We start from the raw sequence: 25938 nt of genomic DNA, 5'->3' as shown, positions 1-25938 counted from the left end.
ACAATCCCTTATACCCTTTCCATGAAATTCACCAAACCCATCACTTTCCTCTTCTTCTTTTCCTTGGCGCTGTTCTCCTGTCAGCGGCAGGGCACGTTGAAGGCTTCAAAAACTGCTAAGCAGGATTTTCAGGTAGACTTTGAGAAGTTCACCTTAGCCAACGGCCTGACCGTGGTTTTCCACGTTGACAAATCTGATCCGGTGGTGGCGGTGGCCCTTACCAGCCACGTGGGCTCGGCGCGGGAGAAGGAAGGCCGCACGGGGTTCGCCCACTTGTTTGAGCACCTGCTTTTTCTGGAATCGGAGAACCTGGGCAAAGGCGGGCTGGACAAGATGAGCGCCCGCATTGGTGGCTCCGGGGCCAACGGCTCCACCAGCCGCGACCGGACCAATTACTACCAGACCGTTCCCAATGATGCGCTGGAGAAAATGATCTGGGCCGAGGCCGATAAACTGGGCTTCTTCATCAACACCGTCACCGAGCAGGTATTGGCCAAGGAAAAGCAGGTGGTGAAGAACGAGAAACGCCAGAGTTATGACAACGCGCCCTACGGCAACACATCCTACGTGATTGACCAGAACCTGTACCCCAAAGACCATCCGTACCACTGGCAAGTGATTGGTTCGCTGGAAGACTTGCAGAACGCCACCTTAGCTGATGTCAAAGAATTCTACCGGCGCTGGTATGTGCCCAACAACGTGACCTTGGTGGTATCGGGTGATTTTGAGCCGGGTCAGGCTAAAGCGTGGGTGGAGAAGTACTTCGGGGAAATCAAAAAAGGCGAGAAAATCCCGGCGTTGGAGAAAAAACCGGTGGTGTTGTCCCAAACCAAAAGCCTTTACCACGAAGACAACTTCGCCCGATTGCCGGAACTGACCATGGCTTGGCCCAGCGTCTACACCTACCACAAAGACTCTTACGCCCTCAGAACCCTCGCCACGCTACTGGCCGACGGCAAGAAAGCCCCGTTCAACAAACTAATTGTGGACGAGAAGCAGTTGGCGGGCCGCGTGAACATGTACCAGAACAGCGCCGAGCTGGCCGGACAATTCATGCTGAGCATCAGAGGGTACGAGAAAGTAGACCTGAACCTGATACATGCCGCCGTACAAGAAGCGTTCCAGCGCTTTGAGCAGGAAGGCTTCTCAGACGATGACCTCAACCGCATCAAAACCTCGCAGGAAGTAAGCTTTTACAACGGCTTGTCCAGCGTGCAGGGCAAAGGATTTCAGCTGGCCCAGTACCAGATCTTCGCGGGTGACCCCGGATTTATCAGCAAGGATATTCAAAATATGCTTTCCGTAACCCGTGATGATGTCATGCGGGTGTACCAACAATACATCAAAGGCAAGCCTTACGTGGTGACCAGCTTCGTGCCGAAGGGCCAGGTAAACCTCGCCCTGAAAGGTGCCCAGAAAGCCAGTGTGGTGGAAGAGAAAATTGTGGAAGGTGCCGAGGAGAAGTTTGACGCCTCGGCCAAAGCCGATTACCCGCGCACTCCTTCCCGCTTTGACCGCACCGTGGAGCCGCCTTACGGCAAAGCACCCGAAACCAGAGTACCCAACGTTTGGGAGAAAAAATCAGAAAACGGCCTCAAAACGCTGGGCATCACTGACCGCGAAGTTCCGCTGGTGATGTTCAACCTGCGCATGAACGGCGGATTGCTGCTGGAAGATTCCTCGAAAGTGGGCGTTTCCAACCTCCTTTCTGAACTGCTCCTGAAAGGCACCAAAAACAAAACCACGGAGCAGCTGGAGGAAGCCATGGATGCGCTGGGCGCTTCCATCAGCATCTCGGCCAATGAGGAAAGCTTCACCATCAGCGGACGCACCCTGGCGCGCAACTACCTTCCTACCATGGCTTTGGTGCAGGAGATCCTTCTGGAACCCCGCTGGGATGAACAGGAATTCAAACTTGCCAAGCAACGGGTGGAAAGCCAGATCAAACAGCAGAAAGCCAACCCCAATTCCATCGCTGATAATAGCTTCAAGAAAATCCTGTACGGCAAGGACAACATCCTTTCGCGCAACCTCCTGGGCACGGAAGCTTCTTTAAAAGCCATCACCCTAACCGATCTCCAGCAGTATTATGCCGCAAATCTTTCGCCGTCAGTGGCTACTTTCCAGGTAGTGGGGGCGGTAGATCAGCAGGAAGTTGCTACCTCGCTGGCTGGCCTGAACCAGAACTGGAAAGTCAAAACGGTTCGCATGCCGCAATTTCCTTCGCCACCGGCCCCCAGCGCTTCGCAGGTCTATTTTTATGATGTGCCGGGCGCAAAGCAGTCGGTGTTGCGGTTTGGGTATCTGGCCTTGCCCGTGACGCACAAAGACTTTTACCCGGCGCAGGTGATGAACTACATTCTGGGCGGCGGCGGCTTCGCCTCGCAGTTGACGCAGCAGCTACGTGAAGGCAAAGGCTATACCTACGGCATCGGGTCTTCTTTCTCGGGCTCCAACGTACCGGGGCCTTTCGTGATCCAGAGCGGGGTGCGGTCAAACGTCACGTATGAATCGGCGGATCTGATCAAGCAGATTCTCCAGAACTTCGGCCCCGCGTATTCTGCCCAGGACCTGGAGGTGACCAAGGGCTTTCTGATCAAGAGCAACGCCCGGGCTTTTGAAACCATGGGTGCCAAACTGAACCTGCTCCACAACATCAGTGCCTACGGTCTGCCCTATGATTACGCCAAAGGAAGAGAAGCATTGGTGCAGGAGATGACGCTGGACAGAATCAAAGCCCTGGCACAGCAATACGTCAACCCCAACAAGATGTACTATCTGGTGGTAGGCGATGCCGCAACGCAGCTTCAGAAGCTGGAGCAGCTAGGCTTCGGTAAACCCATCCTTTTAAAGTAAGAAGCCATTCTTCTTAAAGCAGCGGCCCCTTCTGGTTTATTCCGGAAGGGGCCGCTGCTTTAGTGCCGTTTTCGAGAAAAGTGGCTGAAAACAGAATTTCTTCTCTCATCGGTTTTAAGCCTGTTTTCCCTAAATCAGCTTAAAAACAGCAGGAAAGTTGTACCTAGGCTAACTGCTTCAATCCTAAGCCATACCTTATCTGCAAACCTGGATTGACAGAAGGAATACACAGGCCAGCAGGCCCAGCAGCAAAAACATAGTTTTGCATTTTTACTTCAGGCGGAAGGCCAACCTCCGGGGGAATGAGCGGCGGAGCTTCGGTTTATAAGTAGAAATTAGTATATTTGAATATGCGCGATGCTATTTCCGTCGCCTGCCTGCTATGCTACTTTACCAAAATAGTATACTGCTACTTGAGTATGATCCGGCCACGGATATCCTGGAGTTGGCCTGGCCTGATCTGGAGCCGTCGGTTCTGCCAGAGGTAAAACAGGCGTTTCAGGTCTTGATGGAGGCCATCGTTGACTATGATGTCAAGAAGCTACTGGTAGACTGCAGCAAAGCCACGGTTTCTATTCCTGACGACGAGAACACCTCGCTCATGCTGAAACTGGCCCAGGATTTAAACACCACCCGGCTGCAGAAGATTGCCAGAATAGCGTCTTCTGACGCGGTAGATGAAACGCGGGCCGAAGAAAGCCTTATGAAAATTCAGCAGAACCCTGCTATCCACTTTCAGCTACAGAACTTCTCTGACCGTACCTCTGCTATGGAGTGGTTGAAATCTGCCTCCTGAAATTTCTGTGATCAAATGCACAAGCGCACCTTACTACAAGAGCCCCATATCACCATCAAACTAGATCTCCTCACGGATATTCTCTATGTAGACTGGACGGGAAAACAGACCGAGGAAACCGTGAGAGACGGTTGCGACAAAATGCTGAAGCACGTGGCCAGCACCAGATCCACCAAGGTTTTCAATGACAATACCCTGGTCACCGGCAACTGGTCTGGCGCAGCCGAGTGGGGCGCGAAAATCTGGTTCCCGGCCATGTACAAAGCCGGCGTTCATTACTTTGCCTGGGTTCTCTCCCCCGAACTCTACAGCCAACTCTCCACCAAAGAAACGCTGAAGTACACCATCAACGGCATCCTTATCCTTAACTTCGAGGACCGAGATGCCGCCGAGAACTGGCTGAAGGTGATGTAACCCCCCGCCGAGAGGTTTGCTGTTGGTAGCCCTTCTATTTCCCTTGAAATAGGTATATCGCTGAGATTACGGCATAAAAAAGGCCTTGGCTATGGTAGCCAAGGCCTTTTTTATGCGTGAACGTTGAAAGTTACACGTCCCTTAGATGGAGTCTGTCACCACCAGAAGCGCATAAATCACACCTGGGATGAAGAACAGCAACGTGAGGAGCAAGCTGATCCAGAATCGGCTGTTCACATCTCCTTCGTGCAGGAAAACCCCTAACGGCGGAAGCAGAATGGCCAGGATGATCTCCACGATGTTGGTGGAGGCGTTGGCATCCCGAAGCGCCGTTTTCACTTCTTTCTTGAATTCCTTTCTCTCGGCTTTGGTCATGCTGGCGAGGCGGTGCTTGGCAGCATCCAGAACCTTGGTTTCCTCTACGCTCAGGGCAGCAGCAGAGGCAGCCTTAGCATCTGTGGTGGCAACGGTTGTTTTTTTGGTCTCAAACAACACCGGCTCGGCTTTTTTGGCGCTGGCCTCCAGAACCGGCTCCACTTGTTTCACCTGGGCGGGCATTTCTGCGGCGGTCACTACCTTCTCCTCCTCCAGGACAGCCGGAGCAGCTTCTTCTAATTTCTGATCTGCGGGTTCTACTTTGGCAACCGACCGGTTGTAGGTTTCTGGCTTGGCAGAAGTGAACCGGTAATACTCGGCTGAGCTACAGGAAAACAGGAACTGCCCAACCACGGTGAAGAGAACCAATTGAAGTAAACTTTTCAATTTCATAGTACATTAAATTAGGTGAAAAGAAAACGTGGAACTGACTTGCCAGGAAGTTGAACTGACTTTCAGCTCGGCCTCAAAAACAACTCAGTAAGCACGCACCATCGTTTGTACTACAGATATCTGATTTTTGTTATAAAACAGTTCAGGGAAGCGATTGCTCAATTATTAAATAAATAAAATAAGTCAGTGTGTTTCAGGGCCTTTTTCCTAAAAACGGCCCTGAAACACACTGACTTATTTTAGTCAAGTAGCGGATGTCACCTCGCCGGGCAGTTTGATTTCCACCTGGGTGCCCTGGTCTAATTTGCTGCGCATCTCTATGGTACCGCCCATGCTCTCCACGTGCGTCTTCACCAGAAACAGACCAATACCCCTACCCTTTTTATTGCTGTGGAAGCGCTTGTACAGCTTGAAGATGTTATCGCCGGCCTTCTCCATGTCAAACCCAGAGCCATTATCGGTGAAGTAAATGCGCACTCCTCCTTCGCGGCAAACCTCGCACTGAATGGTCACCTTCAACAACCTCGCCTCTGAGCGGTATTTGATGGCGTTGGACAGCAGGTTGTAGAAAATACTGTAGATATACGCGCGGTTGGTGTGGAGCTTGGTTGACGGATCAATCTTCACCTCCAACTCTCCCTTGTGGTGAGCCAGAGACTCCATGAAGAACTGGCGGACCTGCTCGAAGACATCGGCAAGCACGACCATTTCCCGGTCCAGAATATCCTGATGGTCTCTGAGCGAGAGAATCATGTTCAGGTCGCGCAGCACGGTATCCAGTTTGAACACACTGGCCTTGAGATGGGCCAAAGAAGTGTCATACATTTCTGAATGCTTGTCCAGTTTGGTCAGGAAATCGGCCAGGCCCATGGCATTGGCCACCGGGGCCCGCAGGTTATGCGACACGATGTAGGTGAACTGCTGAAGGTCACGGTTCTGCCTGAACAAATCATGGGTCATCTCCAGTTGACGTTCTTCGGCCTCTTTTCTAAAAGTAATGTCTTTCTGGATGACGATGTGTTGCGTAATGACACCTTCCTCGTTCAGGATGGGCGTAAAGTCCATGGAGATCCAGACCTTGCGGCCATTCTTCCGGTAGTGAAGCACCATGGCGTTGAAAGGAACACCCAACTTGAGCTTCTCCCCGATCTCGTTGCCTACCTTACGATCAGTCTCAGGCCCCTCCAGAAAGGTGGTGAGTTGCTGCCCTTGGGCCTCCTTGAACGAATAACCCGTGTTTAGGGTAAACGCGCTGTTAACCCACTCAATGTTCCCTAAGGCATCAGTAATGATGACGCCGTTGGAGATCTTACTGGCTACCAGCGACAACTTTTGGCTTTCTTTTATGGCGATCACCCGCTTGGTGATGTCAGAGAAATACACCGAGAGCCCTTCTTCAGACGGGAAAGCTTTCACCTCCACCCAGATCTGGGACTGTTCCAGAAAAGACTCAAATCTTACTGCCTGCCCGGTGTACAGCGCTTTTTTATAGTAGTGGTAGAAACTGCCGTTGATAAGCTCGGGGAACACCTCCCAGATAGTTTTTCCCAGGCACGTTTGCCGGTCTAACTGGAGCATCTGTTCAAACTCAGAATTCATCAGTTTAAACCGCCAGTCACGGCCTAACATGAAGAACGCATCCGTAATGCTCTCAAAGACCGACTGCAGGGTTTCCGCTTGTTTTTTGATGGTGGCCTGGGCAGCAGTTACTTCCGTCAAATCTTTGATGATGGAGTGCGCTCCAATGACTTCACTGTTCACCAGGACGGGAATCTTGGTGATATTCAACACCAGAGACGTATTGTTTTCTCGCGGAATATTCAGATCGAAATTGACGACTTTCCCCTGGAACGCTTCCTCCAGGTAGGACATACAAACATCTTTGTCCTGCGAAGGAACAAATTCACAGAAGTGCCTGGAAATAACTTCCTCTTTTGGAAGCCCCAAATAAGCAAGGAAACGGGAATTCACATCCAGAATGGTTCCGGTTCTGTCTTCGTAGATTACCAGATCCGGATTATTATCAAACAAAGACCGGAAACGTCGCTCACTCTCCTCCAGTTGTAATGCCGCTACCTTGCGTTCGGTGATATCTCTGGCACTCACCACCAAGGCTTTCACGGCAGGATTATCCAACTGATTACTGACAATGGCTTCAATCCATTTCCAGGCTCCATCGCTCGTCTTAAACCTTAAATCTGGCACTTGCACCAACTTCTCGCTTATCACTCTCTCCAAAGCAGATGTTGCCAAATGCACATCCTCCGGATGGATAAAGTCAAAAGCAACTCGTCCTGTCATCTGCTCGGGCGCATAGCCCAACCATCGGGTGACCGCACCTTCTACATGGAGATACTCCCCGGCTTGGTTGAGCAGACCAATCATATCAGAGCCATACTGGACCATGGTGCTGTGCCACTCATCCTTTTCGGCGAGTTTTTGCCGGGCTTCTTTCTGCTCGGCGGCATCTCTTCCCATACAGTACAACAGTTGATCTTCTTCTGACCAAACCGCTGACCAGGCCATCATCACCTCTTCGCCGCTTGCATGTAAAATGGAATTGATGAAATTCCTGACAGGTGTGCCGTCTTTGGCTTTTAGCATCGCCTCAAGCGTTCTTTCCTGATCTGCGGGTGAAACGAAGTTGATGAAATTTCTCTGGAGTAATTCCTCTCGCTGAAAGCCTATTATTGCTTCACTCGTTGTACTTAGGTAGGCAAACTTTCCTTGCGCATCCATGGCACAAAGAAGGTCAGGTGAACTAGCAGTTACCTTTTCCACCACCTTTTGGCTCCACAGGTCTTCTGCTGAATCTATCTTGTCAGATCTCACTTAATAGCTTGAATAATTTTTCTTTGATGCAAGTTACATCATTTTGCTTCTATAAATAGCACTTTATTAATGCAGCCAGAATTCATGAAAAATATTCAATTATTAACTTTTTTATTAATGTCGTTACTTATAAACGTTCAAAATAAGGGGTTTAAAAAATTTTCAAGGTACAAGGCTTACTTAAATTATAAGAATTTAAATAAAACCTTCCCAACAGAGTCTGTTACCAGATAGAACAATAAAGATTGTGTACAGAAAGAGACTTCTCCTGAATTGCTGTATCAAATAGGCATAACCGCCCAATGACCGGTGTCAGGCATTCTTAGATTAACTGAGAATGCCTGACACCGGTCATTGGGATTCCTTAAAGAAATCGCCCGCTACTTTGCTGAAGCAATGCGAAAGGGTGATCAGTTTTCGAGAAAATACCTGAAAACTAATTAGTAAGGGATGAACTAGCTGCAGAATGTAAAACCTACAGTTCTGCCACTACTTTTCTGAAGTCTTTTTCGTTGAGGGGTTTCTGAAGACAGGTAGTAATGCCTAGAGAACGCATCTGGTTCATGTCTGAACTGTTGGAGGAAGTAGACAACACGACAATCTTGGTGGAGGTGTCTTCTACCAGCGGAAGCCTGTAATACTCTTCCAGAAATGAAAAACCATCCAGGACGGGCATGTTGATATCGAGCAGAATCAAGGAGGGGAAGTCATCGGGAGATTGCAATCTCTGTAGGTAAGACAAGCCTTCTAAGCCATTCAAGGCGACTATGATTTCCTCGGCTACGCCCGTCTCTTCAATCACGGTCTGGTTGAGGAAATTGGTTATTTCGTCATCTTCAATGAGTAAAATTGACTTAATCTTCTTCACTTGTACTCAATTTCGGGGTGAGGGTATTTTCGCTGTAAAGTAAAGGCAAACTAAGGAATAAATACTTACACCACCTAAGATTTTACTTAAACACGTGTAAGGATTGCCATAAACCTCTGCCTTAAGAAAAACGCCTCTTTAGCGAAAGTGGTATAAGACCAAGCCGCAGATTCCCTCTATTCTCTTCTTAATCGCTTTATTTCCAGCTCTTAAAACCTGAACGGTAGAAAGCTGGGTAGCCGACCATCCATAAATAATTCTAATGGCTAGACAGTGTACAGATTTTTCCATCGGCTGCGCCGGAAAGAGGTTTTTAAGAAACATTCTCCTAAACAATTCCAAACAAATACAAAAAAGGTATATTCGTTCTCTATCTAAACCGGGCAAAAACTACGCGTATGGAGACGACCAACACCATCTTACCTGCTTCTTTCCTCCGTCAGCTGCCCTATATGGCGCAGGTAGACTTACCTATGCTCTCGCCCCAAATCCAGAATAGCTTTTTCACGCAGTATGTCCAGCGGCAAAAATCCACTGGATTCGCGTACCTGCTTTGGGTCTTCTTCGGGTTGCATTACGCCTACGTCAATAGATGGGGCATCCAGTTCCTGTTCTGGATCACGGCGGGCGGGCTGGGACTCTGGTGGTTCATTGATCTGTTCAGGATGCCGGGCATCGTGCGGAAGTACAACCATGACATGGCGCTCCAATGCCTGGCTTCCATTAGAATGGCGCACCGGATCTAACTAAGCCTACCTGTTTTCAGGCCATTTTCAGGAAAACACCCTGAAAACAGCGATGGCCTTGCCTCTCACCTGCAAGGCCATTGCTGTTTTAGTCTTTCTGTTTTTGAAGCAGTTTCAGCAAAACGCCATTGGTCCAGCCGAAACCGTCCTGGTTGGGATATTCGCCGCCGCCGCCTTCGGCGCCGGGTTTCTCCACGTTGTATTTCTCGGTCAGCTTTCCGGATAACCGGTACACCTCGGTGTTCTGTTTGATCCAGTGATCGGCAATGGTGTTGGCCAAGTCATGCTGCTTGTAGGCCCGCAGGCCTTGAATACTCATCCACTGCAGGGGAGCCCAGCCATTGGGCGCATCCCATTGTTGCCCCGAGTGAGTTAGAGTAGCCGGCAGCCCGCCCGTTTTCAGGAAATCGCGCTGTAACCGCTGCGCCACCGCATTGGCCTGGGCTTTAGATGCCAGGCAGAAAAACAACGGAGTCACGCCCGCCAGAGTGGGAATATCAGTGGTTTTCTGTCTGGTGAAATCATAATCATAGAAGAACTGGTGGGTGGGGTTCCAGCAATAAGCCAGCAGGGCCTTTTTCCGTTTTTCTGCTTTGTTTCGGTAGAGACGTTCCTGGGTTTTGTTTTTCTGAAGCTGCGCCATGTCTGCCAAGGTGATCTCTAGGTGGTAGAGCAAAGCGTTCAAGTCAACGGGAATCAGCTGCGTTGTCCGGATGGTCTCCAGGGTCTTCTGGTCCAGAAACCACCGGCTGCTGAAATCCCAACCAGACTCGGCGGCGGCCCTGATGTCACGGTACACTTCCTCGGGGTTGCGGCCGGAGTGGCGGGCTACTTCCACGTCTTCTTTGTAAGCCTCGGGACGGGGCGTAGGATCATCATCCCAGTAACGGTTCAGCACACTTCCATCGGGTAGCCGAACTACTCGCCGGTGGGCGGGCTGCCCGGCAGAAAGGGTTTCCTGCCCCTGCATCCAGAAGTCATATTCTTTCTGAAGCGCGGGCGCATACTTCAGCAAGATCTCGGGGCCTTTTTCTTGGGCCAGCACACGCAGCATCAGCGCATAGAAGGGCGGCTGAGACCTGCTCACGTAATACGAGCGGTTGCCATTGGGAATGTGCCCGATGGCGTTGATCAGGTAAGTGAAATTATCGACCATGTTCTGGATGAGCCCCACTTGGTTGCTCTCCTGCAGCCCCAGCATGGTGAAGTAGCTGTCCCAGTAATAAATCTCTCTAAAGCGGCCGCCGGGCACCACGTAGGCGTGCGGCAGGGGAATGAGTGAACTCTGCTCCTCCATCGGCTCACGGGTAAGCACCGGCCACAGGGCCCGGATGTGCTCCTCCACTGATTGGCTGGTATTGGAGGCAAACCCGGTCAAGCGTTCTTTGGGCAGCGAAAAATGCCGCAACACAAAGGCTTTCAGATCAAAGCCCGCCTTGTTCTTTTCCTGGGCGTACGCTTGCAGGATCTGGGCCGGCGGAGAAAGCGGCAGGCAATCCGGGAAAGTCTTGGAATCAGGGAACACGGATGCCAGCTGTACGTCCCGGAACAATTCGCCCAGTTCTTCGTGTGGCCTGAATTGCGCCAGCCCCTGCTGGGCCCATCCCCCGAGGAGAAATAAAAGCATAAAAAGAAAGCGTCTGGAAAGGAAAAGAGAAGGCAGGGCGAACGAGTACGACATCAGAAAAGGAATTGATTTGTCCTCTTTCTTACGCGAAAGCCCCTGCTGAAGGATACAGTCTGTGGTTATCTGGTCTATCTGGCTGACATCGCTGCTTGCGCTTTCGGCCTGTTTTCGCAAAAGAGCCTCAAAACGGAATCTTGACGGATGCCGGTCAATCAAAAGCACAAAGCAAAACCGGTAGGCGTTTACCTTGAGTGCAGCAGCCGGTCAATGTCCTGGATTTTCCCGAAGATCACCAGAATATCCCCGGATTCAAACACCGTCTCGGCTTTGACCACGCCCAGCACCGTCGCTTTCTGGTAGGCTTTCCCGAAGAGGTTTTTAGACTCGCGGTACCGCAGAATGGTCAGGACGTTTACCTGGTACTTGGCCCTGAAGTTTGACTCGGCAATGGTCTGGCCTACGTACCGCTCGGGCACAGTCGCCTCTATGATGTTGTAATCTTCGGTTAAGTCAAAAGAGTCAATCACCCCACGCATCTCCAGCTTTTTGGCCAACCGTTCGGCGCTTTCCTGCTCCGGCCGGATGATCTGGTCTACCCCAATGGCTTCCAGCACCGTCTGGTGCAGCGGCGAAATAGCCCGGCTCATGAGGCGTTTTACGCCTATCTGCTTGAAAATGGCCGTCGCCATCACGGAGGCGCCAAAATCCTCGCCAATGCCTACCACCACCACATCGGTCTCGGCGGTGGGCAAGGTGGAGATAGCCTGGGCGTCGCTGGCGTCTAAGCAAATGGTGTGGGTGACGCGGTCTTTGTAGGCTTCCACCTTTTGCATGTTCATGTCAACCGCAATCACCTCATGCCCCATTTCGGTTAATTTCATGGAGAGCGATGAGCCAAAATACCCTAAGCCAATAACAATGTATCGCATTCTTACTTCTTTTTACGTGATGATGATGGATTCCTTAGGATACCGGTACCGCAAGGTAGAGACTTTGCGCAAGAGCCCAATGATGAGGGTCAGCGTCCCTACTCGTCCTAAGAACATGGTCACAATAAGCACTATTTTACTGGGGGCACTCAGCAGCCCCGTGATGCCCACGCTGAGCCCCACGGTGGCAAACGCCGAGAAACACTCAAACGCCACCGCCGCCAGTTCCATCTGAGGATCAAATAGCGTAATCAAAAATACCGCCAGCCCGATTACCAGCAACGAGAGCAGGATGATCGCAAACGCTTTATCTACGGATTCCTTCCCTATCTCTCTCCTAAATACCTCCACCCGGTCTTTGCCCCGGGCCAGACTTATAATGTTGAGGATGGCTACGGCAAACGTAGTGGTCTTGATCCCGCCGCCCACCGATGCCGGCGATGCACCAATCCACATGAGCAGGAGGTAGAGCAGCACGGTAGGCGCGGTAAGGGCGGCCATATTCACGGTATTGAAACCCGCCGTACGAGGTGTCACAGAGCCAAAGATTGCCCCTACCACCTTGCCCCAAGGGCCGTGCTCCGCCAGAGTGTTGTTGTATTCCAACAGATAATACAGAACAGTGCCTACCAGCAGCAAGACCAGGGTAGTGATGCAAACCAGAAGGGTGTTCACGTTCAAAACGCGGGGTGTGTGCTTCTTTGGGTGTTCAGCACGGATGCTGCCAGCCCAGGTGAGCACTTTGTAGCGCAGGTACCGGTATAGGTTGAACACGATGGGGAAACCGAGGCCTCCCACAATGATCAAAACGGAGATGATCAGCTGCAGCGGGTAGTTGAAGCGCACCAGCGGGTCATACAAGCCCAGGGTCAACGTAGAGAAACCGGCGTTACAGAAAGCCGAGATGGCGTGAAACAAAGCAAAGCTGAATTTATCCGGCAAGGAATCCTCGGGAATATCTCCAATCACGGCAAACAGCACCAAGGCTCCCAGCAACTCCACGGCCAGCGTAAAGGTGACAATCTTAAACAGAGTATTCGTAATCTGCCCCAGGTTGTCTTCGCTGAGCCAGTCTTTCATGAAGAGCGATCCTTTCAGGGAAGAGCCCTGGAAGAAAACCCCGAAGAAACTGGCGAACGTCATAATCCCTAAACCGCCGGTCTGGATCAAAAGCAAGATGATCACCTTGCCGGTGGGAGTAAAAACCGTGGCGGTATCCAGCGTAACCAACCCTGTGACGCAGACGGCACTGGTAGCCGTGAATAAGGCATCAATGAAACTGATTCCTTCATAGGTAGATTGGGGCAATAAGAGCAAAAACGTCCCAACCGCGATCAGAAACATGAAACTCAGCACAAACATGCGGGCCGGGTGCAGGGAGCTCCTATAAAAGAGCAGGGTCTTTTTGGAAACTTCTATGAAGAAGATGTAAAAGATAATGATGTAGATGGGCTGTTCGCTGTCAAAGAAGCGCAACAGGGTACTGGCCGTGGTAATGCTGTTCTGCAGCACAAACCTGGAGATCAGCTCCAGGACCATGAAGGACAGCAAGAGCCCTTCAAAGATGACTGATGGCCGGTTTACCTTGCTCCGCAGCAGCACCAACATACGCACGCACACGCACGCAAATGCCACCAGAAAGAACGCGTGGTAGAAATAATGCAAAAGCTGCAGCTCTGACTCTGAGTGTTCAAACCCGATATCAAAGAGGAAAACCAGTAAACCCGCACTGCTCAGGTAGAGCAGAAAAGTGTCTATGAAAGAAACCACCTGTGACGTATTCTGAAAAGCAGCCTGTAGAAGCGGGGCAAGCGGATATGGCTTATTCTTTTTGTCCATCAGAGACGTCTATACCGGGTTATCAAGGACACTTACTGCCTGAATTCACCCCTATGTACGGGACAATTTGAGGCAAGGTGGAACATTTTCAGCTCACCAAAGTACTTAAAAAGCAAAAGCAATCAATTAACCTGGACGAATATGGATACTTATAATTTAAGGCCGGAGAACATGCGGGCCCCTGAGCACCTGAATGAAAAGGAGATACGAAAGAGTTTGGAGGAGTTGGACGGGAAAATTAAGGTCCTCAAGGGCCGCGCCCATGCCACCACCGCCGATTCGCAGAACACGTACCATGAGCACATTGCCGCTTTAGAAACCAAGCGCGCTCTGATTGCCCAGAAACTAACCGACACGTCTACCGCCACAGACAGCACCTGGCAAGACATCAAACGCGGCCTGGATGATCTCACCGAGGGCATTAAAAAGCTTTTCTAACCAACACCTTTCCTCTGGCTTGGCAGGACGCCTCCACTGGTAGCCCTTTCCCGCTACAACTGCAATTTGCTTCCTGATAAGGCCATTCTATTTTAACGCGCTTTGGGGCTGTTTTCTCAAAAACAGTCCCAAAGCGCGTTGAACAATTAATGAAGTCAAATCAGTCAGTTACTCCAGAACATCTCACCCAACTAGCCTCCTTTCCTGTTTTTAGGTTCCTTTGCGTAAAACGGCCTCAAAACAGCGCTAGCCAGAAGTAGCCTTCCTCCCCGTTGTTTGGAAATGGTCAGGTGGTCAGGTACTGTTCCGAGATGATTTGCAGAATATCAGACGTCAAAGGCTTGGAGAAGAAGTCGTTCACCTCTGAGAGATTGCGGGCATGGGTGATGTCGTTTTTGTCCACCGCCGAGGAAAGCACGAACAGGAGGCATTTCTCCGTCAGTTCCGGGGGAAGTTTCCGGTACTCCTCAATAAATTCCCACCCGTCCATGCCCGGCATGTTGATGTCCAGGAAAATGATTTCCGGGAATTTATGCGGAGCATCTTTCACCACGGCGCTCAAGGCATCCAAAGCTTCTTCCGCCCACAGAAAGCTACTTACATTTTCCGCGAACTGTTGGCTTCTGATCACGCTTTCACAGAGGAAATTGTGAATCTCATCATCATCTATCAAGAAGACTCTCTGGTATTTCGTCATTTTTTGGCGCTACTTGAAAATACACTTTAAATGTTGATCCTTTTCCTTCTTCGCTCTCTACCTCCACCCAACCACCCATCGTCTCAATCTGGGTTTTAATCATGTGCAAACCTACTCCTTTCCCTTCAATGTGCGGATGGAAACGGCGATAAAGACCAAAGATTTTTGCTTTTTGCTTCGCCAGATCTATTCCCAACCCGTTGTCCTGGATTTGCAGACATAGATATCCCTTTGAAAATACTGTTTTAATGCGGATTTTCAAAGGCCGGTCCTGAGCCCGGTACTTTATGGCATTGGTGATCAGGTTGAAAAAAATGCTGTGCACGTACCCCTTCACCCCCAACACCGTCTGGCCCTGGGCGAAATCAACACTGAAACAGCAGGGCGTATCCACCAATTGTCCCGCCAAACTCTCCTGCACCTCAGAAAGCACCTTCACAAGATCGGTCTTTTCCAGGGCCTGCTCCTGCTTACTTCTGACGGTCAGGATATCATTCAGATCCCAGAGGGTGTTATCCAGCCGATGGGTGGTACGCTCCAGTTTGTTGATGAGTAAGGAATTGATAGGGTCAGCGTGGTTTTTGCGGTTATAGAGATGCAACAACCCCACAATATTGGCCACCGGTGCCCGGAGGTTATGCGACACGATATAGGTAAACTGCCGAAGGTGCTCGTTTTGCCGGGCCATTTCTTCGGTTAGCCTGTTCTTTTCTGCTTCGGCCTGCTTTCTTTCGGCGATAGGCCTGATGGAGGTGAAGCTATACGTTTCGGGGCCCATTTTGAAATAGTTGAGGTGAACCTCCACCGGATGCAGCTGCCCGTCTTTTGCCTTGAAAACCGTTTCAAACTCCAGGCTTTTGTGCGCTTTAAACTTTGCCCAGAGAAGAGACCAGCTTTGTTCAGTCAGCTCGGGCACCAGATCCAGCGTGCGCCGCTGCAAAAGCTCTTCCTCTGTATAGCCCAGCAGAAGACAGGTGGCGCGGTTCACCCGCGTGATGTGGGCATCGGCGCGGGTCCAGAGGAAAGCGTCAGAAGCGCGTTCAATCGAGAAATCAGCGAAACTCAGCTTCTCCTCCATTTTCTTCCGGCTGGTAATGTCATTGGCGCTACCGTCCATCCTGACCATTTGCCCCTGCTCGTTGAGTTGGGCGGTACAACGCGTGATGAGCCATTTCTCTTCGCCTGAGGCGGACAGCACCCGGTACTCCAACTGAAATTGCTCCGGCGAGACCCTGATTTGGGGCAGTGACTCAACAAACAAAGCTCGGTCATCGGGATGCACGCGGTTAAACCACAGGTATTTGTCGGCATAGAACTGGGCCGGGGTATACCCCAGAATGGCATCACACTGCGGACTGATGTAGGTCATCTCCATCTTCTCATTGAAAGAGAACACCACTTCAACGATATTGTTTAGAATGGACTGGGCGTATTGCTCGGCCTCGGCCAATTGCTTTTGAGCCAGTTTACGGGCGGTAATATCGTGCACCACCACCAGCCGCCTCACGGAGCTCCCCATGACCGGGGAAAGCTCATGGGAGACAATTTCCACGTGCAGTTCAGTCCCATCTTTCTTCAGATGCACCCATTCCCCGGCACTATACAGCGTATCGCGCAGGCTAGCTATCACCTTCAACACCTTCTGCACTTGATCCGCGGGCCGGATATCCTTGAGGGTCATCTGCAAAAACTCTTCTCTGGTGAAGCCATACAACCTCTCTGCCGCCGCGTTCACCGTCAGAAACCGCAGACTGTCTGTGTCATACACCCACATGGGCAGTGGATTATGATCAAACAACAGATGATAATCATCTACATGCGCTGGAGCAGTGCCAACCTCTAACCTATCTATGTTCATGCCTATGTTGATTCTTCCTGACCGAAGCGTCAGAAAGGCTGCTAACCGAAAAGAAGAGACATCTTCTTTCAAGAATGCAAATAAACTATCCTCACTTCCTGCCTTGTTATGTAGCTCCTATCGGGCGAAAGGAAATCGAATTTAAAATTAGTCGGATAAATCATCTTCTCCAAAAAATATCACTCTACCTTCATGAACTACTTTTCAAATCCAGCAGTTAAAAGCGGATAAATCACATTTAATTCACCATCTTTGTCCTAAACTTGATCTAAGACCTTAGTATCAAACATCATAAACCCTGAATTTGCAGCAACTTAACCAAAATATACAAATCTGTTTTTATAATATCCAGAAACCTACCACCAAGAACTTATCACACTCCAATCTAGGACATTACTAATATACATATGGTATATAGACTACACCCTTCAAAAACTCACGTGGGAGACATACTAAATCCCGCATATTGCGTATGAATACAAATACTCCCCTACTTACTGGCTTAAATCTGGTTAATATTCAATATAAACTAAAAATTTTGCTGAATTTGAAAATATTTATACCTTTATTTCAATGAAATATCTGTACTCCCTACTTTCCCTGCTGCTATTTGTATGTTGGGGGAATTCAAGTTCGTCTGCCTGGGCTCAGAACACTCCAAAGACAGAACCCTATACACTAGTTTTTAAACTGAAACCAACGGCACCTTCGGCCTTGAACAAAAGCGCCGGCGTGTCTGCGGTTCAACAGGTAGTTCAACGGGTGGCTGCAACACCGGCTGCCCAAAAATTCCCGACGTCAACTGGCGCGAACTTCAGAAGCACCAAGAAAAATGCGGTGGATCTCTCGTTGATATACCAGATGCAATACAACAAAGACCAAAGCTTTGCCCAGGTTAAAAAGCAGCTCCTGGAAACTGGCTTGGTAGAGTACGTGGAGCCTCTTTATCAATATGAGCCGCTCCACGTGCCCAATGACCCCAAAGCCGATTCAACCACCGGTTCCCAGAACTACCTGAAATTGATCAAAGCGTTTCAGGCCTGGGAAGTCAGCAAGAGCGACACTTCCGTGGTGATTGGTATCCTGGATACGGGCGTAAGACTCACGCACGAAGACCTCAAAAACAAGCTGAAGTACAACTATGAAGACCCGATAGACGGCATTGACAATGACGGAGACGGTTTTGTAGACAACTTCCATGGCTGGGATCTAGCTGACAATGACAATGACCCCACCGCCGATGCCAACGGACACGGCACCTTTGTGACGGGCATCGCGGCAGCCCAGGCGGACAATGGTGTGGGTATGGCCGGAGTTGGCTACCACGCCAAGTTTCTCCCTCTCAAAGTTTTTGCCTCTGGTACCGGTGGCTCTTTCAAGGGTTACGAAGCCATTGTATATGCCGCCGATCATGGCTGTAAAGTAATCAATCTTTCCTGGGGCGCGGCCAGCTTTGCCTCCGCCTTTGAGCAGGACGTTATCAATTATGCCGTCATCAACCAGGATGTCGTGATTGTGGCCGCCGCGGGTAACACCAATAATGAACTGGACTTTTACCCTGCTTCCTACCAAAACGTGGTTTCGGTGGGGGCTTTGGATAAGAACGATGTAAAAGGCGGTTCCCATACCTACAGCTATAACATTGACCTGGGGGCGATGGGCGTGGGCGTGTATTCCACCGCCAATGCCAGTGACACCAACTACAATTCAGGAACAGGATCTTCGTATGCCTGCCCCATGGTAGCCGGAGCCGCCGCCTTGCTGCGCAGCCAATTCCCGTCGCTTTCCGCCTTGCAGATTGCTGAACGCTTGCGGGCTACCGCAGACGATATCTATTCCATTGCCGGCAATGCCACTTATATTGAAAAGCTGGGCAAAGGCCGCTTGAACATCTATAAAGCCTTGACTGAAGCTACCCCCATCTCGGTGCGGTTAAAATCCTGGGACCTGATCAGCACTTCAGAGTTAGGACCTGGCGGAGATGTGAGCCTCATCGGAACGTTTGTCAATTACCTGAGCCCGGTTTCCGGACTTACGGTTAGCGTCACCTCCAGCAGTGAGTACCTTCAGATTGAACAGGGAACCTTTACGCCAGGTACCTTAGGCACCATGGCGAGTGTCAGCAACGAAGCGACTCCGTTCAAATTCAAGGTAGCGTTGAATACCCCGGCCAACACCCCAGTAACGGTGCGGCTTGGTTTTTCTAACGGCACCTACACTGATTACCAATACATCACCCTGGTGCTTAATCAGAACTTTTTAACCACGGACGTGAATAACCTGGCGGTTTCGGTGATGAGCACCGGCAATATCGGGTATAATGGATTGAATTACAGCCAGGGAAAAGGCGTGGTGTACAAGGGCAGTGCTGCACTACTGGCCGAGGGCGGTTTATTGATCGGCTATTCCCCTACCCAGGTATCAGATAATATCAGAAACGAAAAAGGCAGCACCGACCGCGACTTCTACGCCGTGACCAACCTGCAACGCAAACGCAATGCCCCTTATGCTGATTTCTATGGTTCTAATGTCATGGAAGACTCCCTCACCGCTACCAAGACCAAGAGCCTGTCCATCCAGCAGAATGTGTACGCCTGGGCAAACACTCCCAACCGCGACTTTGTAGTACTGGAGTTTATCCTGAAAAACCGGACTAATGACTCCATTTCTAATGCCTACGCCGGCCTGTTTGCTGATTGGGACATCATCTCCGCCGCCAAGAACGTGGCCGAATGGGACAACAGCTCCCGGATGGGCATCATCCGGCACAAGTCTGATACCAGTGTCTGGGCGGGCATCCAGCTACTTACCAAAGGTGCTCCCGGGTTCTATGCCCTGGACAACACCACCGGAACCGGCCTGATCAACACCACCGACGGATTCTCTACCAAAGAGAAATACCAGGCGCTTTCCGGAGGAATTCAGCGAGATAGCGCCGGATTTGACGGCGGGAAAGATGTCTATTACATCATCTCTTCGGCCATTAAAAAGCTGGCCCCGCTGCAATCAGACACCGTTGCTTTCGCCTTGGTGGTGGGTCAGTCCAGAGCCGAGATGAAAAAGAGCGCCAGCGCCGCCCTTCAGAGATACAACCAGATTCAGGGCGGAACGGTCACGGCCACTCCTTCCCTTACAGAGGTGAAAGCCATTGCCGTGTACCCCAACCCAAGTCAGGGGAAAGTAACGGTTGCCTTGCCCACGGCCATGCAACAGACTGCGGTTACGGTGCAACTGGTAGACAGCAAAGGCCAAGTTACCTCGCAGGGAAGCTACCAAAGAAAAGACAAGATCGATTTCGATTTCTCCCACCTCTCCTCTGGCATGTATTTCCTGCGGTTTGTTTCTTCCACCGGTGTAGTAACCCATAAATTAATGCTCTCCAAATAAGCTGTTCATTTCAGGGCCGTTTTCAGGAAAACGGCCCTGAAACGAACAGCTATAAAAAAGAAGAGGCGACCCGTGGGTCGCCTCTTCTTTTTTATACAACAGGATTTACTGCTTAGGCATTTTGCTGTTGCAAGCGGATCAAGTTAAGCGCTGAACCAGCTTTGAACCACTCAATTTGTCCTTGGTTGTAGGTATGATTCGCCTCGAACGTGTAGGTTGTACCGTCTTGGTGCGTTAATCTCACCTGCAACGGAACGCCCGGTGCAAAAGAAGTCAAGCCAACGATATCAATGGTATCGTTCTCCTGAATTTGGTCGTAGTCTGCCTTGTTAGCGAAGGTAAGCGCCAGCATCCCTTGCTTTTTCAGGTTGGTTTCGTGAATACGGGCGAAAGACTTCACCAATACCACTTTCACACCCAGGTGACGAGGCTCCATGGCCGCGTGCTCACGGGAAGAACCTTCGCCATAGTTCTCGTCTCCTACTACCACTGATCCAACACCAGCTGCTTTGTAAGTACGGGCTACTTTTGGAACTTCGTCGTAACCTTCACCTTGCACCAGCAGGTTTTTCACGCTGTTGGCTTCGCCGTTGAAGGCGTTGATGGCCCCGATCAACATGTTGTTGGAGATGTTATCCAGGTGACCACGGTATTTCAACCAAGGACCAGCCATAGAGATGTGGTCAGTGGTACATTTACCCTGGGCCTTGATCAACAGACGCAGACCAGTCAGGTCCTGACCGTTCCATGGCGCGAAGCCTTCCAGCAATTGCAGACGGTCTGACGTTGGGTCAACCACTACGTTTACCTGGCTTGGATCAGCCGCCGGAGCCACGTAACCTGCATCTTCCACATCAAAACCGTTTACCGGGAACTGGATACCAGTTGGCTCATCCAATTTCACCTGCTCGCCGTTTTTGTTCGTGAGGGTGTCCGTTAATGGGTTGAACGTCAAGTCACCGGCAATCGCGAAAGCGGTCACGATCTCAGGCGAGGCCACGAACGCGTGCGTGTTCGGGTTACCGTCGTTCCGCTTGGCGAAGTTACGGTTGAAGGACGTGATGATGGAGTTCTTGCGTTTCGGATCATCGGTATGACGCGCCCACTGCCCGATGCACGGACCACAGGCGTTGGCCAATACCACGCCCCCAATTTCAGAGAAAGTCTCCAGAATACCATCGCGCTCAGCGGTGTAACGCACCACCTCAGAACCTGGGGTAATGGTGTACTCGGCGTTCACGGTCAGGCCTTTTTCAACGGCTTGTCTCGCCAGAGAAGCGGCACGGGTTAAGTCTTCATAAGAAGAGTTGGTGCAGGAACCGATCAAACCTACTTCCAGTTTGGCTGGCCAGTTATGCTCACGCACGGCAGCGGCAAACTGAGAGATAGGCCAGGCGGCATCCGGCGTGAACGGACCGTTCACGTGCGGCTCCAACTCGCTCAGGTTGATTTCAATCAGTTGGTCGTAGAAAGCCTCTGGGTTGGCGTATACCTCCTCATCGGCACGCAGGTGCTCGGCAACCTGGCTGGCCAGGTCGGCAATTTCACCACGCTCGGTATGTCTCAGGTATTCAGCCATAGACTCATCATAGGCGAAAACCGAGGTAGTAGCCCCAATTTCGGCACCCATGTTACAGATGGTAGATTTACCAGAGCAAGAGATGTTGGCAGCACCTTCGCCGAAATATTCCACAATGGCACCAGTACCACCTTTCACGGTCAAGATACCCGCTACTTTCAGGATGATGTCTTTTGGTGCAGCCCAACCGCTCAGGCGGCCGGTCAGTTTCACGCCAATTACTTTCGGGAATTTCAGCTCCCAAGCCATACCGGCCATTACGTCCACGGCATCGGCACCGCCCACGCCAATGGCGATCATACCCAAACCACCCGCGTTAGGCGTGTGGGAGTCAGTCCCGATCATCATTCCGCCAGGGAAGGCGTAGTTCTCAAATACCACGGTGTGGATGATCCCCGCACCCGGCTTCCAGAACCCGATACCATATTTATTAGACACCGAGGCCAGGAAATCATAGACTTCTTTGTTCTCAGCGTATGCTTCGGCCAAATCCTGGTCAGCACCCACGCGGGCCTGAATCAAGTGGTCACAGTGTACAGAAGAAGGAACGGCAACCGTTGGGCGGCCCGCCTGCATGAACTGAAGCAAAGCCATCTGAGCGGTGGCATCCTGCATGGCTACGCGGTCTGGAGCGAAGTCAACGTAAGACTTACCTCGCTCATAGGCCTGCGTGGCAGAACCATTATATAAGTGAGCGTAAAGAATTTTCTCAGTCTGAGTTAAAGGCCGGCCAACCGCCGTACGTGCTGCCGCAATCCGGTCGCCCAGCTGCGCATACACTGCCTTGATCATGTCTACATCAAATGCCATAGATCTGCTTTGTATTATTTAAGTTCGGTGCTACTAACGTCGCGCACAAATGTCGCAAACAGAACACTTTTACACAAGTGTTTACCAGACGCCTTTTGCAAAGGTTTTCCGTTGCCTTTGCGGCAAATTCAAGGGCGTGACTTACTTTTACGGGATGAACAAGAATTCATTTTCCAGATTCTCCCTTTACGCCCTGTTTTCAGCGTCACTGGGCCTACAGGCCTGTTCCTCTTCGTCTTCAGAGGAGTTGAGCAGCGGCTCCTGGCGTGGTATCATTGAGGTAAGCGGCCAGGAAATGCCGTTCAACTTCACCGTTTCTGAACAGGACGGAAAGCAAGTTGCCTATCTTCTTAACGGAGATGAGAAAATTTTGATCAATGAAATTTCGCAGGCGCAGGACAGCGTGCGATTACAGATGCACATCTTTGACGCCGCCCTCATTGCCAAAGTAGATGGAAACCAGCTCAAAGGCCGTTGGGAGCGGAAAGACCAGGCCCAGCCCTACAGCCTGCCATTCACGGCAGAACACGGGAATACGAACCGTTTTTCGGAAAACCCCGCAAAACCAGGCATTGACGTTTCGGGCAAGTGGGAGGTGACCTTCACCGAAGACGGTGGAAAAACGTACCCCGCCATTGGCGAGTTCGTGCAGAAAGGCAACGCGCTGACGGGCACTTTCCTGACTACCACCGGTGATTACCGGTACCTGCAAGGCGAGGTTGACGGAAATCAACTGAAACTTTCTGCCTTTGACGGTGCCCACGCCTATCTCTTCAACGCCACCGGCCAAACAGACGGAACCCTGAAAGGCGATTTCTACGCCGGCCAAGCCAGCCACGAGACCTGGACCGCCAAACGCAACGATGCCTTTCAACTGGCTTCCGCCGATACCCTTACCTACCTGAAGCCCGGTTATGACCGTCTGGCATTCTCCTTCCCAGACCTGAACGGCAAGAAAGTCTCCCTCACTGATCCGCAGTTCAAGGGCAAAGTAGTGGTGGCGCAGATTTTCGGGTCCTGGTGCCCTAACTGCATGGATGAGACCCAATTCCTGGCGCCCTGGTACGAGAAAAACAAAAGCCGTGGCGTGGAAGTGGTAGGACTGGGTTACGAGGTAAGCCCCGAGTTTGACAAGGCCAAAGCCCGTATTGAGAAGATGCGCGACCGCCTGAACGTTTCGTACCCGCTGCTGGTGGGCGGCACCAAAGACAAGGAACTGGTAGCCAAATCACTGCCCGCCCTCAACCACGTGCTCTCCTTCCCTACCACTATCTTCATTGACAAGCAGGGCAAAGTGCGGAAGATCCATACCGGCTTCTCGGGTCCCGGCACCGGCAAATACTACGAGGAGTTTGTGCAGGATTTCAACAAAACCATTGATGAACTGCTAGCCGAAAAATAACAGCTAGAGCTCCAATAAAACGCATCGGGCGCGATTCTGACCAGAACCGCGCCCGATGCGTTTTAGGCCTGTTCTAAGAAAACGAAGCCCAAAACGCTAACGACCTATCCTCTTTAAGCTGCATCTCTTTATGGTGTTTAATCCACATAAAGGAACTTACAAACATTCTCTTGCGAAGGCTCGGAAAGGTGCCCAGTGAAAAGGCGGTTAGATTATAAAATCAACATCTTGCCTTTATCAAAGGCCTGACCTACTTTTGTGCGCAAGATGCATAAGGTCTTCCTGAAATATCTTCTTTCGCTGAGTATCCTGCTGTTGAGCGGGTATAGTCCTCTTTACGCCCATGCGCCTAAGGAGAGTCTCTACCATGCCTCGCCCAGAAACATGCAAAAGAACGTACAGGCCGCCATTGGCGCTGTACAAAAGGACCTTTCCCATCTTATCACGTATTCCTCCGCTGTTGCAGAAAAAGCGCACAATGACAGGTATCTCGCCGAAGCGGAGACGGAGGAAGATAAACCCCTTCTAAAAAAGACCCAGGAGAACAGCACCTATCTAACGGCTGTTTTCTACGCGCAGGCACTCGCCTTCCTTCTTTTCTTCCTGAAAAAGAACTTAACCTACTATAAGGACTTTTTCTCGTTTCCAGCCCAAAGATTATATATCCTCTTCCGAGTTTTCAGGATATAAGTTAAAATTCCCTTGAGGCGATCCAGCCTCCTGTTCCTCTAGTTTCTTTCGTGCCGGGGCTATTTTTTTCCGAATAGCAGCTTACGTGTTGTCACGTAGTGGGCACGTCTCTTCAAAGAAATCACAGGAACCCTTCTTCCAGGTTTTAGGAAATAGTTAAAAGAAAAACCCTTAGGCTTTTGCTTTGCCTAAGCCGCTACTTTCTTATTTAAAATTGCACATCATCCATACCCCTGTGAAAGGTTGGGTGCTTCGGTGTATCGCGTTTTACACATCCCTAATTACAATCAATTCAAGTATCATGAAGAGAATTCTCATGCCCATGGTTTTGGGTTTGTATGTCTTGCTGTGCCATACAGGCTGCGAATCCAAAAAAGAAGAAAAGGAAGAGTCCACCCAGTTTCTGGTAAGCAGTCCCTTGGTGAAGGACACCTTGATCACCAAAGAATATGTGAGTCAGATCCACGCCATCAGTCATATTGAGATCAGAGCTTTAGAGAAAGGTTACCTGCAGAAGATTTATGTAGACGAAGGGCAAACGGTCAGAAAAGGCCAGCTTATGTTTCAGATCATGCCGGCCATGTACGAGGCCGAGCTGCAGAAAGCCCAGGCCGAAGCCAGTTTCGCGGAGATTGAGTACCAGAACACGAAGAAGCTGGCCTCCGGTAACGTGGTTTCTCCCAACGAACTGGCCATGGCCAAAGCCAAACTGAACAAGGCCAAGGCCGAAGTCTCCCTGGCGCAGGTGCACCTGGGCTTCACCCAGATCAAAGCCCCGTTTGACGGCATCATGGATCATTTCCAGGTAAGGCTGGGCAGTTTGGTGGACGAAGGCGATCTGATGACCACTCTTTCTGACAACAGCAAGATGTGGGTATACTTCAACGTGCCCGAAGCCGAGTACCTGGATTACAAAACCAGCCTGAAAAACGACCATACCACCAAAGTAAAGCTGGAGATGGCCAACCACCAGGTGTTTGACTACCCTGGCGAAGTACAGACCATTGAAGCCGATTTCAATAACGAAACCGGAAACATCGCCTTTAGGGCCACTTTCCCCAACCCCAAAGGGCTGCTTCGACACGGCGAAACCGGGAATATCCTGATGGAGGTGCCTATGAAGAATGCCCTGCTCATTCCGCAGAAAGCCACCTTTGAAGTCTTGGACAAGAAGTACGTGTACGTGGTGGGCAATGACAACAAGATCAAGTCAAGGGAAATCACCGTGGCCGCTGAGCTTCCGCACATTTACGTGGTGCAGGAAGGGCTTTCCAAAGACGACAAGATCCTGCTGGAAGGCTTGCGTTTAGTGCGCGAAAACGAAAAAATACACTCAAAATACGTGGAGCCGAAGTCTGTCATGTCTCAGTTGAATTTATATGCGGAGTAGTGGAGGGGTCCT

Annotated in this window: 18 protein-coding genes; 9 read left to right on the top strand and 9 right to left on the bottom strand. The window is 50.7% G+C overall.

The genetic code is table 11. The features are described 5' to 3' along the window. The first annotated feature begins 21 nt into the window (after positions 1-21). The 3 genes from H7U12_RS03390 to H7U12_RS03380 all read left to right on the top strand — a co-directional run bounded on the left by H7U12_RS03390 (position 22) and on the right by H7U12_RS03380 (position 4066). Positions 22-2856 (top strand): M16 family metallopeptidase, encoded by a 2835-nt coding sequence (locus H7U12_RS03390; RefSeq protein ID WP_186632901.1) that lies wholly within the window; start codon positions 22-24, stop codon positions 2854-2856. Positions 2857-3238: 382 nt separating this feature from the next. After that, positions 3239-3652 (top strand): hypothetical protein, encoded by a 414-nt coding sequence (locus H7U12_RS03385; RefSeq protein ID WP_186632898.1) that lies wholly within the window; start codon positions 3239-3241, stop codon positions 3650-3652. Between the two features lie 15 nt (positions 3653-3667). Then, on the top strand, positions 3668-4066 hold the full coding sequence (locus tag H7U12_RS03380) for a hypothetical protein (RefSeq protein ID WP_186632895.1): 399 nt from the start codon (positions 3668-3670) through the stop codon (positions 4064-4066). Between the two features lie 141 nt (positions 4067-4207). Here H7U12_RS03380 and H7U12_RS22535 read toward each other — a convergent pair whose 3' ends face one another. The 3 genes from H7U12_RS22535 to H7U12_RS03365 form a co-directional block, all read right to left on the bottom strand. Continuing rightward, entirely contained in the window at positions 4208-4834 is a 627-nt protein-coding gene (locus tag H7U12_RS22535; RefSeq protein WP_241749085.1) for a YqaE/Pmp3 family membrane protein, read from the bottom strand. A gap of 243 nt (positions 4835-5077) precedes the next feature. Further along, entirely contained in the window at positions 5078-7615 is a 2538-nt protein-coding gene (locus tag H7U12_RS03370; protein WP_255897405.1) for a PAS domain S-box protein, read from the bottom strand. Between the two features lie 526 nt (positions 7616-8141). Continuing rightward, on the bottom strand, positions 8142-8534 hold the full coding sequence (locus H7U12_RS03365) for a response regulator (protein WP_186632889.1): 393 nt from the start codon (positions 8532-8534) through the stop codon (positions 8142-8144). A gap of 398 nt (positions 8535-8932) precedes the next feature. Here H7U12_RS03365 and H7U12_RS03360 point away from each other — a divergent pair, with 398 nt between their 5' ends. Further along, the gene (locus H7U12_RS03360; protein WP_186632886.1) at positions 8933-9280 is read left to right on the top strand and encodes a TM2 domain-containing protein; all 348 of its coding nucleotides are present in this window, start codon (positions 8933-8935) and stop codon (positions 9278-9280) included. 88 nt (positions 9281-9368) lie between these two features. Here H7U12_RS03360 and treF read toward each other — a convergent pair whose 3' ends face one another. The 3 genes from treF to H7U12_RS03345 form a co-directional block, all read right to left on the bottom strand. After that, positions 9369-10907 (bottom strand): alpha,alpha-trehalase TreF, encoded by a 1539-nt coding sequence (gene treF, locus H7U12_RS03355; RefSeq protein WP_241749083.1) that lies wholly within the window; start codon positions 10905-10907, stop codon positions 9369-9371. Between the two features lie 242 nt (positions 10908-11149). Further along, positions 11150-11836 carry a potassium channel family protein gene (locus H7U12_RS03350; RefSeq protein WP_186632878.1) on the bottom strand — a complete coding sequence of 229 codons (687 nt, stop codon included), beginning with the start codon at positions 11834-11836 and terminating at the stop codon, positions 11150-11152. A gap of 12 nt (positions 11837-11848) precedes the next feature. After that, entirely contained in the window at positions 11849-13675 is a 1827-nt protein-coding gene (locus tag H7U12_RS03345; RefSeq protein WP_186632875.1) for a TrkH family potassium uptake protein, read from the bottom strand. A gap of 141 nt (positions 13676-13816) precedes the next feature. Here H7U12_RS03345 and H7U12_RS03340 point away from each other — a divergent pair, with 141 nt between their 5' ends. Continuing rightward, positions 13817-14113, top strand: coding sequence for a sll1863 family stress response protein (locus H7U12_RS03340; protein WP_186632872.1), 297 nt, complete (start codon positions 13817-13819; stop codon positions 14111-14113). Between the two features lie 286 nt (positions 14114-14399). On the opposite strand, the gene H7U12_RS03335 is transcribed toward H7U12_RS03340, so the two are convergent. Both H7U12_RS03335 and H7U12_RS03330 read right to left on the bottom strand, forming a co-directional pair. After that, positions 14400-14810 carry a response regulator gene (locus H7U12_RS03335; RefSeq protein ID WP_186632869.1) on the bottom strand — a complete coding sequence of 137 codons (411 nt, stop codon included), beginning with the start codon at positions 14808-14810 and terminating at the stop codon, positions 14400-14402. After that, on the bottom strand, positions 14776-16668 hold the full coding sequence (locus H7U12_RS03330; RefSeq protein ID WP_186632865.1) for a PAS domain-containing sensor histidine kinase: 1893 nt from the start codon (positions 16666-16668) through the stop codon (positions 14776-14778). The genes H7U12_RS03335 and H7U12_RS03330 overlap by 35 nt, the downstream gene beginning before the upstream one ends. A gap of 861 nt (positions 16669-17529) precedes the next feature. On the opposite strand from H7U12_RS03330, the gene H7U12_RS03325 reads away from it, so the two are divergent. Next, positions 17530-20055: a S8/S53 family peptidase gene (locus H7U12_RS03325; protein WP_186632862.1), complete on the top strand. Its 2526-nt coding sequence runs from the start codon at positions 17530-17532 to the stop codon at positions 20053-20055. A gap of 112 nt (positions 20056-20167) precedes the next feature. Here H7U12_RS03325 and H7U12_RS03320 read toward each other — a convergent pair whose 3' ends face one another. Next, positions 20168-22444 (bottom strand): aconitate hydratase, encoded by a 2277-nt coding sequence (locus tag H7U12_RS03320; RefSeq protein ID WP_186632859.1) that lies wholly within the window; start codon positions 22442-22444, stop codon positions 20168-20170. A 154-nt stretch (positions 22445-22598) separates the two neighbouring features. Here H7U12_RS03320 and H7U12_RS03315 point away from each other — a divergent pair, with 154 nt between their 5' ends. From H7U12_RS03315 to H7U12_RS03305, 3 genes are all read left to right on the top strand, one after another. After that, the gene (locus H7U12_RS03315; RefSeq protein ID WP_186632856.1) at positions 22599-23846 is read left to right on the top strand and encodes a peroxiredoxin family protein; all 1248 of its coding nucleotides are present in this window, start codon (positions 22599-22601) and stop codon (positions 23844-23846) included. Positions 23847-24113: 267 nt separating this feature from the next. Continuing rightward, entirely contained in the window at positions 24114-24536 is a 423-nt protein-coding gene (locus tag H7U12_RS03310) for a hypothetical protein (protein ID WP_186632853.1), read from the top strand. Positions 24537-24837: 301 nt separating this feature from the next. Next, positions 24838-25926, top strand: a complete 1089-nt coding sequence (locus H7U12_RS03305; protein ID WP_186632850.1) for an efflux RND transporter periplasmic adaptor subunit — start codon at positions 24838-24840, stop codon at positions 25924-25926. The last annotated feature ends 12 nt before the right edge of the window (positions 25927-25938 follow it).

The sequence above is a fragment of the Rufibacter sediminis genome (assembly GCF_014269285.1).
Lineage (GTDB): Bacteria > Bacteroidota > Bacteroidia > Cytophagales > Hymenobacteraceae > Nibribacter > Nibribacter sediminis.
This window is presented reverse-complemented; position numbering and strand designations above follow the sequence as displayed.

What these genes read in the sequence shown, in the direction of transcription:
- H7U12_RS03330 (WP_186632865.1), bottom strand. Translation starts at nt 16,668, where the DNA reads ATGAACATAGATAGGTTAGAGGTTGGCACTGCTCCAGCGCATGTAGAT.
- H7U12_RS03380 (WP_186632895.1), top strand. Translation starts at nt 3,668, where the DNA reads ATGCACAAGCGCACCTTACTACAAGAGCCCCATATCACCATCAAACTA.
- H7U12_RS03360 (WP_186632886.1), top strand. Translation starts at nt 8,933, where the DNA reads ATGGAGACGACCAACACCATCTTACCTGCTTCTTTCCTCCGTCAGCTG.
- H7U12_RS03340 (WP_186632872.1), top strand. Translation starts at nt 13,817, where the DNA reads ATGGATACTTATAATTTAAGGCCGGAGAACATGCGGGCCCCTGAGCAC.
- H7U12_RS03315 (WP_186632856.1), top strand. Translation starts at nt 22,599, where the DNA reads ATGAACAAGAATTCATTTTCCAGATTCTCCCTTTACGCCCTGTTTTCA.
- H7U12_RS03310 (WP_186632853.1), top strand. Translation starts at nt 24,114, where the DNA reads ATGCATAAGGTCTTCCTGAAATATCTTCTTTCGCTGAGTATCCTGCTG.
- H7U12_RS03325 (WP_186632862.1), top strand. Translation starts at nt 17,530, where the DNA reads ATGCAATACAACAAAGACCAAAGCTTTGCCCAGGTTAAAAAGCAGCTC.
- H7U12_RS03335 (WP_186632869.1), bottom strand. Translation starts at nt 14,810, where the DNA reads ATGACGAAATACCAGAGAGTCTTCTTGATAGATGATGATGAGATTCAC.
- treF (WP_241749083.1), bottom strand. Translation starts at nt 10,907, where the DNA reads ATGCTTTTATTTCTCCTCGGGGGATGGGCCCAGCAGGGGCTGGCGCAA.
- H7U12_RS22535 (WP_241749085.1), bottom strand. Translation starts at nt 4,834, where the DNA reads ATGAAATTGAAAAGTTTACTTCAATTGGTTCTCTTCACCGTGGTTGGG.
- H7U12_RS03385 (WP_186632898.1), top strand. Translation starts at nt 3,239, where the DNA reads ATGCTACTTTACCAAAATAGTATACTGCTACTTGAGTATGATCCGGCC.
- H7U12_RS03390 (WP_186632901.1), top strand. Translation starts at nt 22, where the DNA reads ATGAAATTCACCAAACCCATCACTTTCCTCTTCTTCTTTTCCTTGGCG.
- H7U12_RS03345 (WP_186632875.1), bottom strand. Translation starts at nt 13,675, where the DNA reads ATGGACAAAAAGAATAAGCCATATCCGCTTGCCCCGCTTCTACAGGCT.
- H7U12_RS03320 (WP_186632859.1), bottom strand. Translation starts at nt 22,444, where the DNA reads ATGGCATTTGATGTAGACATGATCAAGGCAGTGTATGCGCAGCTGGGC.
- H7U12_RS03305 (WP_186632850.1), top strand. Translation starts at nt 24,838, where the DNA reads ATGAAGAGAATTCTCATGCCCATGGTTTTGGGTTTGTATGTCTTGCTG.
- H7U12_RS03350 (WP_186632878.1), bottom strand. Translation starts at nt 11,836, where the DNA reads ATGCGATACATTGTTATTGGCTTAGGGTATTTTGGCTCATCGCTCTCC.